Consider the following 14,546-nt stretch of genomic DNA (forward strand, 5'->3'; position numbering starts at 1 on the left):
TCTCTAGCCCTCCTCCATTAATTGTTAATGTAAATTATACATAACTAAAATATATTTTATAATATAATCGCCACAAAAACAAGGCTTTTTGCACAAAGAAAGATGGGGCTTTTACTATATTTTCATAAGTTTTTTACGAGATTATGTCTATTAATTTTGTTATAGAATAGATTGCATATAATATATATTTTTGTATTGATTTTTGATTAAAATAGACATAAAATTTGATAAATCCAAGGTCTTATGCTAGTCTACTAGATGGATACATGGAGGTTTATTATGAATAACGACTATTACGATAATGTTCTTATAATTACAGGCGGAAGCCTTGATATTTCCTGGGCCAAGTCTTATTTATCCCAAAATAAATTTGATTATCTTATTGCTGCCGATAGCGGACTTGCATATGTTAAGGAGCTTAACCTTTGCCCTGACTTTATTCTTGGGGATTATGATTCTGTAGATTTAGAGCTTTTAAACTACTTTAAAGATAAGGATATTAAGACCTATCCAAAGGAAAAAGACTATACCGATACCCATCTTGCAATTATTACTGCTATTAAGCTTATGCCTAGAAAAATAACTATTCTTGGTGGAACCGGCACTAGACTTGACCATACATTAACTTCTATTGGTAATCTTGTTTCCTTACTTGATCTTGATATTGAAGGTGAAATAGTTGATCCACACAACAAAATCTATCTTCTAGGGGAAGGCATGACTAAGATTATAAAAAAGGAAGAACAATACGGAGATTATGTCTCTTTTATTCCATTAGAAAAAAGCTTTACCATAAGCCTTAAGGGTTTTTATTATCCACTAGATAATTACCTTGTAAACTCTGGTCTTAGCTTAACTCAAAGTAATGAAATTGTTGATGATGAGGCAGTAATTACTGTTCATGATGGTATTGCAATTGTTATTGAGGCTAGGGATTAAATCAGAACTTTCTCGAAAGTTTATATTTTTGTAGAAAAAATTTTATAGCAAAAAATTTGTGACAAAAAGCAACCAAAAGCTTTAAAAAAATGCGGTAATTTAGGAATTCCTAGATTAACCGCATCTTTTTATAAGCTTATATATCTTAATTTAGTTTTTAGTTATTTGATAGGAATTCGTGAATTCCCTTTGCACCTGCCTTACCAGCGCCCATTGCAAGAATTACTGTAGCTGCACCTGTTACTGCATCACCACCTGCATATACTGCCATCTTTGATGTCTTTCCTGTCTCTTCTTCAGCTACAATACATTTTCTCTTATTGATTTCAAGTCCCTTAGTTGTTGAAGAAATAAGTGGGTTTGGTGATGTACCAAGTGACATAATTACTGCGTCTACATCCATTTCATATTCTGAACCTGGGATTTCTACTGGTCTTCTTCTACCTGATTCATCTGGTTCACCAAGTTCCATCTTAATTACCTTAATTCCTGTTACATTACCCTTGTCATCTGTAAGGATTTCTGTTGGATTTTGTAATAAGTCAAAGATAATTCCTTCTTCCTTAGCATGATGTACTTCTTCTGCTCTTGCTGGAAGTTCTTCCATAGAACGTCTATAAATAACATGTACTTCTGCGCCAAGTCTTAGGGCTGTTCTTGCAGCATCCATAGCAACGTTACCGCCACCTACAACTGCAACCTTCTTAAATTTAGCAATTGGTGTATCATATTCATCATCAAAAGCCTTCATTAAGTTACTTCTTGTAAGATATTCGTTAGCTGAAAATACTTCATTAGCATTCTCTCCTGGGATTCCCATAAATCTTGGAAGACCTGCACCAGAACCAATATATACTGCATCAAAGCCTTCTTCGTTTAATAACTGATCAATTGTCATTGAACGACCAATTACTACATTAGTTTCGATCTTTACGCCAAGTTTCTTAACATTCTCAACTTCTGCTGCCACTACAGTCTTCTTTGGAAGACGGAATTCAGGAATACCATATACTAATACACCGCCTGCCTCATGTAATGCTTCAAAAATTGTTACTTCATAGCCTAATTTTGCTAAATCTCCTGCACATGTAAGACCTGAAGGACCAGAACCAATAACTGCTACTTTCTTACCATTTAACTTATCAGCACCCTTAGGTGTAATGCCATTTTCTCTTGCATAATCTGCTACAAATCTCTCTAACTTACCAATTGAAATTGATTCGCCCTTAATTCCTCTAATACAAACACCTTCACACTGTGATTCCTGAGGACAAACTCTACCACATACTGCTGGAAGTGCTGATGATTCGCTAATTACTTCATAAGCTTTTTCAATGTTACCTTCCTTAACTTCTGCGATAAATTTTGGTATGTTAATTGATACAGGACAACCCTGAATACATCTTGCATTCTTACAATTTAAACATCTACTTGCTTCTGCCTTAGCTTCTTCTAAATTATATCCAAGACATACTTCATCAAAATTTTTATTTCTAACGTTAGGATCTTGTTCTCTAACAGGAACTTTTTTCATTACGTCCATATTTAACCTCCATATTTGTTTCTAAGAATTTATGATTAATCGTTACAGTTTCCACATCCGCCGTGATGTGTATCACCTTCCTGTAACTTAAGCATTGCTCTTCCTTCTTCTGTCTTATATGTCTGCTGTCTCTTCATTGCCTGATCAAAATCTACCAAATGGCCATCAAATTCTGGTCCATCTACACAAGCAAATTTAATCTCATCGCCTACCTGAAGACGACATGCGCCACACATTCCAGTTCCATCAACCATAATTGGATTCATTGAAACAATTGTTGGAATATTTAATTCTTTAGTCAATAAGCATACAAACTTCATCATAATTAGTGGTCCAATAGCTATACATCTATCGTATTTCTTTCCCTGATTATTAACTAAATCCTTTAATACATCTGTACCCATGCCTTTTCTAACATAGCTACCATCATCTGTTGTAATATATAAATTGTCCCCTGCAATTTTTCTTAATTCGTCCTCTAAGATAATTAAGTCCTTATTCTTAGCACCAACGATTACATCGCACTCTATACCATGTTCATATAACCACTTTACCTGAGGATAAACTGGAGCAGTACCTACACCACCTGCTACAAATACAATTTTCTTCTTCTTTAATTCCTCAATATCTTCCTCAACCATTTCTGATGGACATCCAAGAGGGCCTACAAAATCCATAAATGCATCTCCAGCCTTTAATTTAGCCATCTTCTCTGTTGAAGCACCAACAGTTTGGAAAACTATTGTAATTGTTCCCTTCTCTCTATCATAATCACAAATTGTAAGAGGTATTCTCTCACCCTTTTCATCCATTTTGACAATTACGAACTGGCCAGGTTCACAATGAGCTGCAACTCTAGGAGCTTTAACATCCATAAGATAAATCTTATCTGCTATATTTTCAGCCTTAAGAATTTCGTACATACTTTGTACCCCTTTCTTTTATTTTTCTCATAATAAGCTTGGTAAAAGTTGATAAAACTTCTCATTTACTACCAACTTTAATTTTACAAAATTGTTAAGTTTATGTCAATTAAGAAACGATGATTCGCCATTCTTTTCGTTTATTTTTTCTACTTTTATTTACTATTAAAAGCAATTAAATGTCTTAGCATTTTATATTTAACTATTTCTATTCTATTAAAAATATATTATAACGTTAGTATTAGTTTTTTCGTAAAAAATTTAATAAAAGGAGCTAGGCCTCTAAGATAAAGAGTAATCTTTTCTTATTAGCCTAGCTTTTTTATTCTTTATTTCATCTACTAGAAACTATGTTTCTTTTGTTTTAGTTTCCTCTGCTGTTGTCTTTAATTCTGTAGCCTCGCTAGCATTCATATATTCTTCCTTTACCACTTCCTGCACTTCTTTCTTAATGTCTGCATTATCGATAATGGATTCTTCGGCTCCTGCAAATCGCTTCGCTAGAGCATAAGACAAACTAAATGCTGTATTAAAGATTAATGCAAATATTACGAAGGTATTAATCTGCGCAAATATTGGATTAATCTTAGCTACGATAGCTAACATTGGGATTTCTGAATTAGCAATAGTGTCTACATTTGCATATAAAACCGAATAAGCTGCTAAAACGATAACACCAACGTAGGCCAGTGCTATCTTCATACTTTTGCCTAATGTTTTCATACAAATCTCCTATCTTTAGTTGTAAATGTTCACATCTATATAAATTTTAACAATAGATAGGAGATTGGTCAAATTAAGCCCTGCAGGTAAATCAAAAGAAACTTTATATTAGTCAAATTATTCTTTTGTATCCTTTTCTATTTTATCTAAGCTATCCTTTAATACTTCCGCCCTTAATTCCTTTAGCCATTCTGAAAATGCTACAACGTCATGAGCATAAGTCTTTTGTAACTCATACTCATTCTCTGCCCAGGTGCTAATAGGAGCTTCGTTGTGCTGAATTAAGGCTTCTAATTTATCTAGCGCCTTATAAAGCTTAGCTTCCTTAGTTTCTTGAGCCTCCATTTCTAAAAATAATGCGCTAAAGTTTTTCTTTACTTCTAAAGGAAGACTATTTACCCAATCAGATAAAAGCTTGTCCTCCACTTCTCTATCCTTATCTGTCTTCTTAAAAACAGGAATGTCTCCTGTAAAGCACTCTCCTAAGTCATGGATAAGGCACATACATACGACCTTATCTATATCAAGTTCAGGAAATTCCTCTCTTAAAAGCATAGCCATAAGGGAAATTCTCCAACTATGCTCTGCCACACTTTCCACTCTACCTTTAGAAGTTGTGCAATGTCTTGTGGTATCCTTAAGTCTTTCTGCCACATGTAATATTTCTAGATATTCTCTTGCCTTCATTTTTACTTAACTTTATTCTCCATTAACTTTCACATTTCCAAGTTTAGAATCAGCCTTTAAATCGCCAATATCTCCACTTATCTTTACATTTCCAACCTGACAAGTACAACTACCTGTTTCAATATCACTATCTTTTACCTTGATATTACCTGTTTTTACATCTATTATACAGTCATTTACTGTGCAATCTGTAACTTTTACATTGCCCACTGAAGTATTAATATTAAGATTTTCTATAGAGACTTTATATAACTCAACATTTCCTGCAGAATTCTTAATACTTGTAGTAGCAGAAGCAATTTCATCTATATCTATATTTCCCGCCGATAAATCTATATCTATTTTATCTAAATTTGTATCATATGGCAAAGTAATTGTAATTACACCGGAATTATTACCAAAAAAAGAAACTCCAACTACTTTAGAACTATTATTCTCCTCTATAGTTAAATTACCATCTTCAAGATTAGCATTAATTTCACTTTTTGATGGTAGGTTATACTCCACCTTAAAGCTATCTCCGTAAAGGATCCTAACATTGGCTGCATCTATATTTGCATTAATTTGATTTACCTCTTTTCCTGAATAATCAATAGTAGAGCTTTTTGCCCCTGAAAAGTCAAAGTTAAAGCTATATCTAAATACGTTAATATAAAGGCCTAACAAAACAGCAATTAGAGTAATTGTATATAAAACAATCTTATATTTTTTCTTTGCTTTATTTGACATAAATTAATCCTCCTCATCAATAAAGTTTAACTTTAAAATCTTGTTAATTAGATATGCGATAGGGAAAATAATCCATGTTATCTCCCATCTAAAGGTTAAAAAACTAATAATCAAATAAATACAAATTACCGTAACCTTATAATTCTCTAATATAAGCTCTGCCTTCTTACTTGTATAAGTCACACTTGAAGCTCTTGCATGTTCCCCACTCATAGTCTTCTCATCATTGAGATTTAGGATTGTATCATAGCTGCCATTAATAATTGACACATAAACAATTAAGAATACGCCAATTGCCACAATTAGAAATAAAAGTGAAGGTGTAATAATATCATCATCAAAAATAATTGCTGGTACAACTGATAAAATAAAGCACATAACTCCTACTGAAGTACAAATTGTATTAGTAGTTTCAAAACTTCTCTTTCTTTCCTTAACATAATCTGTTGTTGTCATGTCGATTTTGCAGGTTTCATCTTTTATATAAGACCATTTAGAAGACTTCATTGCTGAAGTGATAAATAGCGCAACTGCTACGGCTATAAAAACAAACATAAAAGATACACCAGCATTTTCATATATACCTAATCTTGTTTCAGAAAGAATAGGACTAATTACACTTGTAATACATAAAAATACGCCAATTGCCACAAGCCAAGCTGACTTAGTTCTTGATGCTAAATATCCCATTACCTCTTCCTTAGTAAGTAATCTTGCCTTAGTCTTCTCTTCTCTTTCCTTAGTCTCCTCTACTTCCTTTTCAAGGCCAAGTTCACTTGCAAGTTCATCTAAATTGCCAAATTCAGCAATAACTGTAGCCACCGCTTCATTCTCTGACTTGCCTTCTGCCTTTAATTCGTTATATTTATCCTCCATCATTTCTAAAAGTTCGCTTTTAGCCTTCTTCACCTCAGCAGTGTTGGCTAAATTTGCAAACATAGCATTAAGATAACTTTTAATTGTTTCCATATTACTCCTTCCAATGCTTCACCAAGCAACATTCTAATATAGTATTATTTAAGTAACATTAAAGAATTCATATTCTAAATTTTTTTTGTAAATTTATTTACCACTTCTTTGATTAGATCCCACTCCTGACATTTCTCCTTATAGTATGAAAGACCTATGTCTGTAATTCTATAATAAGTTCTTTTCTTAGCTGTGCCTTCAGAATCCTTATTGGCTACAAAGGATTCAATATAACCATTCTTCTCTAATCGATTAAAAGCTGAATAAAGGGTTGTTTCTTTTATCGTATACTTCTCTTCTGAGATTTCCTTTATCTGCTTTGAAATCTCGTAACCATAAGATGGCTCTTTTAAGAGGATATACAAAATCATAGTGTCGTTGTAACCGCGGATCACGTCACTACTTATCTCAACCATCAGATCACCTCCTGTTTTTGAAAATGTATCTTCTACGACTATCGTACTATGTCTGTCGTAGTACGTCTGTCAAAGTAAATATACTACGACCGTCGTAGTATGTCAATACTAGTTTCCAAATTTAATTAACTTTTATGTCCTTTTTTTCCAATAATATAAAATAATAATATGTTAAAATTCTTAAAAGTAATCTAATTTACCATAAATAGGAGAGAATATGATTAGCATTATTATACCAATATACAATACATCTAAATATTTAAACGAATGCTTTAATAGTATTAAAGCTCAGACCTATACGGACTTCGAAGTACTTATGATTAATGATGGATCAACAGATGATTCTGAAACTATTTGTAAAAATTGGACAGAATATGATTCTAGATTCAAGTATTTCTATAAAGAAAACTCAGGTTTATCTTTAACAAGAAATTATGGTCTTTCAAAGGCAAATGGCGATTATATTTTCTATATGGATAGCGACGATATTATTTCACCACAAACTTTAGAGTTCTTATATAAAACTCTTAAGAAGGATAATTTAGACCTAGTTGCTTGCTATGAATATGATTTTAAAGATGGTAATACACCTGAAATCATAAAGTATGAGGATGTAGATTTTAGAAAATATCTTGATCCCATTGATTTTCTAAAAACCTTAGCCTATGAAGATCTTATCCTTGCAAGAGCATGGAATAAGCTATATAAACGCAGTTTATTAGAAAAGGTTGAATTTGAAGACTATGTACTTGAAGATAGAATTTTTGCCATTGAACTTTCATTAAAGCTTAACAAGGCAGCAATAATTAATAATAAGTTGATTTATCACAGATTCCATGAAAACAGTATTATGACAACACCTTCTAGTAAGATTTATACTGGTATGCTTGTTTCTTGCCAAAGACAGATATCTGCTAGCAAATTAATAATCCATGATTCTAAGGAGTTACGAGCAATCAATGAACAAATTTTATATGTCCTTAATAGATTTGCTGCTGGAGCTCATGCAGAACATTTTCTTAAAGAAGAAAAGGAACTTAGACAACTAGCTAAAAAGCTTTATAGGGAAATAGGAGTCAATAAGCTTAGTTTAAAGCTATTCCTTCAAATTTATTTCTTCCTTCTTTGGAGCTTCTTAAGCATTAAAAGAAATCACATTTGGATAGGTGGAAGAAATATGCGCTTAGCTAAATAATACTATAAAAGATAAAAGCCTTAAGCTATTTAGATAATAACTTAAGGCTTTTTCCCATTTTTATAGAGTTTCCTATCTTTATAAAAGCGTCTGCCTGTTCCACAAAATGTAAAACTTACATTAAATTCTTCACACTCATACTTAACATCTGGTCTTTGCTCTATGATATGCCAGGCCTTAAGGCGCCAATCATCAGCTTCTTTTAAGAAGAAATCATAGGTCATGCACACTCTTAGTATTTCCCCTGATTTTACTTTATAGCAACCATGCCAAGGATTCCATATATCGTGCATTTACTTGTCTTCCTTTACATCATATATTTCCTCTTCATATTTGAAGCCCCAGTTCATGATGGCATAAAAGACAGGGAATAAGTCCTTTCCCATATCTGATAGAGAATACTCTACGTGAGGTGGCACCTCATTATACTGAATTCTATTAACTAATCCATCATCTTCTAGTTCTCTTAAACTCTTAGTAAGCATTGTATTAGTAATACCCTCTAAATCTCTTTTTAGCTGGCCAAATCTTACTGAATCATATATACAAAGCTCATATATAATCTGAGACTTCCATCTTCCCTGCATCATTACTAAAAGTGGTGTTACAGGACAATTTCCATCTTTTGTTACAATTCCTTCTTTAAGCTTAATAAGAAATTCCTCATAAGACATATAGTCTTCATTTTTTATTGACATAAAACCTCCATATATAACAACATTTTCTTTTTACATTTTTCACGTATTCTTAGGCTTATATAATTATTCTAACATATTTTTATAATTTTTACAGTTTCATATATCCGCACATATCCTTAAATCCTAAAGACTTATAAAGAGGCTTTCCCATATCTGAACTTTCAAGATATACTTTCTCTACATGTCTATTTTTTGCAATTTCTATTAGTTTAGTGCAAAGCTTTCTAGCTATTCCCTTTCGCCTAAATTCCTCTCTTACATAAACATTCATAAGATATGCGCATCTTCCCTTTAAATTATCAGGAGAGGGCATTTCATTATATAAGCAAATGTTAGCACAAGCTGCTATTTTACCATCTTCCATAGCAACTAATGCCACATGTTTATTAGCCATAAATTGTTCTTGGTAAAAGCTTTTATTTTCCTGTTTTATGGCCTCCCATTCCTCACTAGATAAGGTCTTCTTTTTCTCACTAAAAACATGGGATAATACTTCCATTCGCAATTCTAATAAAAGTTCTATGTCTTCTTTATTCAAAAACTTAATTTCTAACATATCTATCCTTCCTTTATGCTACCTTTTTAGCCACGTTAGGTAAGGCCTTCTTATCTACCTTTCCATTAGAATTAAGAGGTAAATCCCTTAATTCAACAAAAAAGTCAGGTATCATAAAGTCAGTTAAATAATCCTTAAGATAAGCTATTATATCTGTTAATTTAGTCTCCTTATCCTCCTTAACAATATAAGCTACCATATATGATAAGTTATTAGCATCTGTTTTAGCTGCCACGTAAGCCTGTCTTACCATGTCTGATTTTAACAAAACATTTTCAACTTCACTAACTTCAACTCGCTTACCTAAAATCATAATCTGAGTATCCTTTCTATGAAGGAAGGCAATATTGCCATCAGGAAGAATATAACCTAAATCGCCGCTCTTATACATTCTTCCATCAGCCGTATTAACAAAGCTTTCATTTTCCTTAGCTCTATCTCCCATATAACCTATAGAAACTCCGTCACCAAAGATGCATATTTCGCCGATTTCGCCCTTTGGCACTTCTCTTCCCATTTCATCCATAATCTTAATCCTTGTACCAAGAACCGGCTTACCCACAGGGAAAGTTCCGTCTTCTAATACATTTTCCATACTACATCTGCAGTAACTTGCGCAAACTGTAGTTTCTGATGGTCCATAAGTATTATAAATTTCCACTTTTCCTAGTAAATTAGTAACATAAGTTGCCCTAATTACATCTCCACCGCTAATAAGAAGGCGAAGGCTTTCTGGCAATTCTCTATCATTTAATTCCTGCAAAAGGTATGGGAAGGAACTTAACATGGTAACCTTATTCTTATCAATAAAGTTTATAAGCTTAGTTATATCCTCCTTAGTTTCCTTAGTTGGAATAGCAAGTGTAGCTCCAGACATAATTGATGTAAAGACTTCTTCTACAAAAATATCAAAAGAACATACTGAATGCTGAAGCATAATATCTCCCTTAGACGGATTAAACTCATTTCTAAAAGCTCGAATATAATGTCTTAAATTATCATGAGTTACAGACACACCCTTTGGCTTACCTGTTGTTCCTGAGGTGTAAAGAATATAGGCAAGTTTAATATCAACTTCTTCCTCTTCATTAAAATCTAATTCTAAGTAATCTGGTCTTATTTCTTCTCCAGCATCTATAATTAATTTTTTAAATTCAGGAAGAAGCTCCTTGTAGGCACTATTAGTAATAATAATCTCTACCCCTGCCTCTTCCATCATGTATCTTATTCGTTCCTTTGGAAATGTTGGCTCTGCTGGAATATATGCTGCTCCTAAATCAAGACTAGCAAATATAGCCCCAATCATTTCAACACTGTGATCCATAATTATGCCAACTCTTTTTAAATTCTTATCTAACTTAGCCTCAATTGTTTTAGTTAAGGCAAATAACTCTTTTCTTGTTAAACTTCTTTCTTCATCAAATACTGCTACTGCTCTTTCATCTCTTCTAACTTCTTCTTTAAAAATTTCCATAACGTTTTTCATAATTAATACTCCTAAAATTTAACTCTTAGTTCCTGTTACATGTTAATATTAAGGAGTTTCTTTTATTCCCACAAGTACGCAGTTTTTTGAAACATAGTATCATCCATGATACTTTTGAGCTATTACTGACCTCAAACAATAGCTAAATTACTTTAACCTAAACTTAAATCCTCTTAAAGTGTTTTTTTGCAAAACCCATTGGCTGCACACATTCAAGGGTACCTATATAGTTTTTATCCTTATCACGAACTGCCATATACTTAATAAGTACTGGCTCATCATCTCTACTTGTCCATACGTCAACGCAGTCTCTTCTGCCTTCCTTAAAGTCCTCAAGTATCATGCGAACCATTGGCTCAATTTTAGGTGGATGGCAGGAAAATACTTCTCTTCCAAGGGCTGAAAGTGGTCTTTTAAATAACTTCACATCATCCCCATCATTAAAATATCTATTAACATTATCTGCATCAACAAAAGTTAATTCCATTGGAATTGTATTTAGCATGGCATCTAGCTGCTCAATAGTTAAGCGGCCTGATGGAAGATTAACTGATCCTGCTTCTTGACTATAGTTTTTAACATTTCCCTTTGGAGTAGCCTTTTCCCATAATGGACGATTTCCAATAAGGCATGGCTTGTAATCTGCAAAATCTCTTGCAATATCGCACCAATCCTCTTCACTAAAGTTTTTAGCACAAAGTGGAAAAAGAATATTTTCCTCCTTATAAATCATCTCTTCCGCTCTTGTAACCACAGCGTCAAGACGTTCATTCCACAATTCATTATCTATAAACTCTGGGTTTTCTATGGCACTATTATAAATTGACTTCATTTCGTCACGAATTTCATCATCAACGCCCCACATTACATTAGAAGGACCCGAAAATCCATACTTAACATTAAGAATTGGATATAATAAATCCCCTTTTTCGGCATAGTGAATTGAAGCTTCTCTTGCTTTCTTTAAGGCTGACATAATATTTTCCTTAGTATCCATGGCTCTTCTTAATTCCTTTAAAGCATCTGATATAGCCTCGTTTTCAAGAGCAAATGTATTAAGTGGGTGATTCTCAATCTTTCTTAATTCCATATAAATACTATCAGCCCCATCCTGTCTTTTTATAGGAGCTGCCTTATACTTTGAACCAATTCCCATACCAAAGGATTCACTCATAGCTTCCTTAACATCTACCTTTCCAATTGATCCATAGGAAATTGAATTGCCATTTTGGCGCTTAAGAGATTCACTCACTGCCTTTTCTGCATTGGCAATTTTTTCCTCTCTTGTTGCACCATGGAAAAGAGCTGAGTGAACATCACATAATTTCTGAACCTCTGCTACTGGTGTACCTCCCGCAATTAAGGACTGCTCTGCCTTGGCAATTTCTGCCGCATCTACATCCGTAAAATTTTCAACGAAGTCCTTTCTAACGGATTCAATATCTTCACCCTTAGACAGTCTTTCAACATAGGACTTAATCTTTAGGGTTCTCTCATCAAGCTCTAATTCCTTTATTTCATTGCCATTGGCATCCTTTCTTTTAGGAAGCTGTGAAGCAAGCATCTTTTTAGCAGTTTCTGCATCCACTTTTTCTACTGTTTTTTCTTCTGCTGCCATTCTTTCTAGTATCTTATTATCCATACGCTTTTGTACGAAACTTGGCATCTTACCTTCAAGCTCAAAGCCATTATTTTTAAGAGCTAAAACCACATCCACCATATCGATTTTTTTCATAATTGCGCCCTTAGGAATTGTCATAACCTTGCCCATTGTATTTAAAATACCGGGCTTAGTAACCTCAGTAAAGCCTAATTCTAGCAATATATCTATAAGTTCTGGATACTCGTTACAAAGTTCATACACACTTTTCTTTAAATTAATTTTCTTTCCCATAGTAAATCCTTTCTTTAAATCTATCTTTTTATTAACTTTTGTGTACATTATATACAAGTTAGTTATATGAAATCTGTATCCTAGGATACACTTTAGAAGAGAATTTTGTAGTATAATGTAAACATCTTATTAATAAAGGAGAAGCCTATGGATTATTCAGTTTTAGAAAATAGTACTTTATTTCACGGAATTAAAGCTAGCGAGTTAAGAAAAATTCTAGAATCCGTACCCCATCACATTCAAGTCTTTGATAAGGGGGAATGCATCTTTCATCTTATGGAAAATGCAGACAAAATCGGTGTTATATTAGAAGGTCGTGTAGAAGCTCAAAAACTTTTTCCTAATGGAAGTCAGATAAATGTTACTACCAAGGGAGCTGGTGAGCTAACAGGCCCTGCTGCCGTATTTTCAAAAAGCCATAAATATCCTTGCGATATTATTGCTACAGAGGCAAGCACTCTTATGATGTTTAAAAAAGAAGACCTACTATATCTTATGCAACAAGATGTACGTATTCTTGAAAATTTTACAACAGCCATGGCTTCTATAACATATATGTTACAGCAACGAATCGAACTATTCTCCTATAAGGGAATTGCTCAAAAAGTTGCTTTTTACCTCCTAGTTCAAAAAAGGAAAACAGGAAAAAATATAATTCCTATTCCAAACTCCATGACTCAGTGGTCTATGCTTATGAATGTATCTAGAACATCACTTCATAGAGAGTTAAAACGTCTTGAAGAGGAAGGCATCTTAGAATACGCCTCTAAAGAGATTCGTATAGTTGATGACAATAAACTTCAAGACTTACTTAGCAATTAAGTTTTTGTATAAATAAGACATCAATCAAACTTTCAAAAGAAAAAACAACCAAGTCTTATTAGACAAGGTTGTTTCTTCCATTTATACAAACACACTTTACAAATATGAGAATCTAGCTAATTTCTTCAAAGTGTAGTTATAAGTTATTTTATTTTTCCTTAGCGCCAACATAGTAAGGAACGGCAATAAATAAAATACCGCCTACCATATTACCAAGTGTTACCCATAAGAGGTTATGGAAATAACCTGCTGTTGTAACTGCTACACCACATGGGTTTAAAAGAGCTTCTGTAAGGAGAGTCATGTTAGCAATACTATGCTCAAATCCTGATGTAATAAAGGCAAATAAGCACCAGAATACCATGATTAACTTAGCAGAATCAGACTTAGCTCTAAAACCTGACCAAACAGCAAGGCAAACTAACATGTTACAAAGAATAGCTCTTGTGAAAAGTTCAGGAGCTGTTGCTGACATTTTTCCAAGTGCTCCATTAGCCATAAATGTACCTACAGCACCCTTAGCAAGTCCTGTGTAGTTGTAAATTAATGCAAGTACAACTGCACCAGCCCAGTTACCAAGGTAACAAACGATCCATACCTTAATAGCATCAAAAATTGATGTCTTCTTCTTTAAAACACCTGCTGTCATCACTAGGTTATTACCTGTAAAAAGTTCTGCACCACAGATTACAACAAGTGAAAGTGCGATACCAAATGAAGCACCCATAACTGTCTTAGTTGCAGGAGCTCCACCTAGCTGACCGCCAATAGTAAAAATAAGTAAAATACCAAAACCGATAAAAGCACCGGCAAGCATTGATAACAAGAAATATCCAATAGGATTCTTTTTAAGTAAGTTTGCTTTACTTGCTGCACCATTCGCAGCCATTTCAAATTCATCTTTAAACATAAATTTGCTCCTTTAATCTTTGCTTTTTTTAAGGCCTAATTAGCTTTTTAGCATAC

General features: G+C 33.4%; 16 protein-coding genes. 3 read left to right on the top strand and 13 right to left on the bottom strand.

Translation table 11 applies throughout. From position 1 onward, the window contains the following. The first annotated feature begins 279 nt into the window (after positions 1-279). Positions 280-939, top strand: a complete 660-nt coding sequence (locus tag T537_RS0102165) for a thiamine diphosphokinase (protein WP_031556039.1) — start codon at positions 280-282, stop codon at positions 937-939. A 157-nt stretch (positions 940-1,096) separates the two neighbouring features. Here T537_RS0102165 and gltA read toward each other — a convergent pair whose 3' ends face one another. The 7 genes from gltA to T537_RS0102200 all read right to left on the bottom strand — a co-directional run bounded on the left by gltA (position 1,097) and on the right by T537_RS0102200 (position 6,929). After that, entirely contained in the window at positions 1,097-2,482 is a 1,386-nt protein-coding gene (gene gltA / locus T537_RS0102170) for an NADPH-dependent glutamate synthase (RefSeq protein WP_027438214.1), read from the bottom strand. Between the two features lie 35 nt (positions 2,483-2,517). After that, entirely contained in the window at positions 2,518-3,405 is an 888-nt protein-coding gene (locus T537_RS0102175) for a sulfide/dihydroorotate dehydrogenase-like FAD/NAD-binding protein (RefSeq protein ID WP_027438215.1), read from the bottom strand. Positions 3,406-3,753: 348 nt separating this feature from the next. Continuing rightward, positions 3,754-4,128, bottom strand: a complete 375-nt coding sequence (locus tag T537_RS0102180) for a hypothetical protein (protein WP_027438216.1) — start codon at positions 4,126-4,128, stop codon at positions 3,754-3,756. Positions 4,129-4,245: 117 nt separating this feature from the next. Continuing rightward, positions 4,246-4,815: an HD domain-containing protein gene (locus T537_RS0102185; protein ID WP_027438217.1), complete on the bottom strand. Its 570-nt coding sequence runs from the start codon at positions 4,813-4,815 to the stop codon at positions 4,246-4,248. Positions 4,816-4,827: 12 nt separating this feature from the next. After that, complete coding sequence (locus T537_RS0102190) at positions 4,828-5,544, bottom strand: DUF4097 family beta strand repeat-containing protein (protein WP_027438218.1); 717 nt, start codon at positions 5,542-5,544, stop codon at positions 4,828-4,830. Positions 5,545-5,547: 3 nt separating this feature from the next. Further along, the gene (locus tag T537_RS0102195; protein ID WP_027438219.1) at positions 5,548-6,513 is read right to left on the bottom strand and encodes a permease prefix domain 1-containing protein; all 966 of its coding nucleotides are present in this window, start codon (positions 6,511-6,513) and stop codon (positions 5,548-5,550) included. Between the two features lie 74 nt (positions 6,514-6,587). Beyond that, on the bottom strand, positions 6,588-6,929 hold the full coding sequence (locus tag T537_RS0102200) for a PadR family transcriptional regulator (RefSeq protein WP_027438220.1): 342 nt from the start codon (positions 6,927-6,929) through the stop codon (positions 6,588-6,590). Between the two features lie 217 nt (positions 6,930-7,146). Here T537_RS0102200 and T537_RS12295 point away from each other — a divergent pair, with 217 nt between their 5' ends. After that, positions 7,147-8,124, top strand: coding sequence for a glycosyltransferase family 2 protein (locus T537_RS12295; protein WP_051554983.1), 978 nt, complete (start codon positions 7,147-7,149; stop codon positions 8,122-8,124). A gap of 41 nt (positions 8,125-8,165) precedes the next feature. Here T537_RS12295 and T537_RS0102210 read toward each other — a convergent pair whose 3' ends face one another. The 5 genes from T537_RS0102210 to T537_RS0102230 form a co-directional block, all read right to left on the bottom strand. Beyond that, a complete protein-coding gene (locus tag T537_RS0102210; RefSeq protein ID WP_027438221.1) occupies positions 8,166-8,417 on the bottom strand; it encodes a hypothetical protein in 252 nt (83 codons plus the stop codon). Then, complete coding sequence (locus tag T537_RS0102215; protein ID WP_242839149.1) at positions 8,418-8,822, bottom strand: winged helix-turn-helix transcriptional regulator; 405 nt, start codon at positions 8,820-8,822, stop codon at positions 8,418-8,420. 88 nt (positions 8,823-8,910) lie between these two features. Beyond that, the gene (locus T537_RS0102220) at positions 8,911-9,378 is read right to left on the bottom strand and encodes a GNAT family N-acetyltransferase (protein WP_027438223.1); all 468 of its coding nucleotides are present in this window, start codon (positions 9,376-9,378) and stop codon (positions 8,911-8,913) included. A 13-nt stretch (positions 9,379-9,391) separates the two neighbouring features. Beyond that, positions 9,392-10,864 carry an amino acid adenylation domain-containing protein gene (locus tag T537_RS0102225; RefSeq protein ID WP_027438224.1) on the bottom strand — a complete coding sequence of 491 codons (1,473 nt, stop codon included), beginning with the start codon at positions 10,862-10,864 and terminating at the stop codon, positions 9,392-9,394. A 163-nt stretch (positions 10,865-11,027) separates the two neighbouring features. Beyond that, positions 11,028-12,758 (bottom strand): DUF438 domain-containing protein, encoded by a 1,731-nt coding sequence (locus tag T537_RS0102230; RefSeq protein WP_027438225.1) that lies wholly within the window; start codon positions 12,756-12,758, stop codon positions 11,028-11,030. Between the two features lie 147 nt (positions 12,759-12,905). On the opposite strand from T537_RS0102230, the gene T537_RS0102235 reads away from it, so the two are divergent. Continuing rightward, positions 12,906-13,580, top strand: coding sequence for a Crp/Fnr family transcriptional regulator (locus T537_RS0102235; RefSeq protein ID WP_027438226.1), 675 nt, complete (start codon positions 12,906-12,908; stop codon positions 13,578-13,580). Positions 13,581-13,728: 148 nt separating this feature from the next. On the opposite strand, the gene T537_RS0102240 is transcribed toward T537_RS0102235, so the two are convergent. Then, positions 13,729-14,490: a formate/nitrite transporter family protein gene (locus T537_RS0102240; RefSeq protein WP_027438227.1), complete on the bottom strand. Its 762-nt coding sequence runs from the start codon at positions 14,488-14,490 to the stop codon at positions 13,729-13,731. Positions 14,491-14,546 lie beyond the last annotated feature (56 nt).

The sequence above is a fragment of the Lachnospira multipara LB2003 genome (assembly GCF_000702205.1).
Classification (GTDB): Bacteria; Bacillota; Clostridia; order Lachnospirales; family Lachnospiraceae; genus Lachnospira; species Lachnospira multipara_A.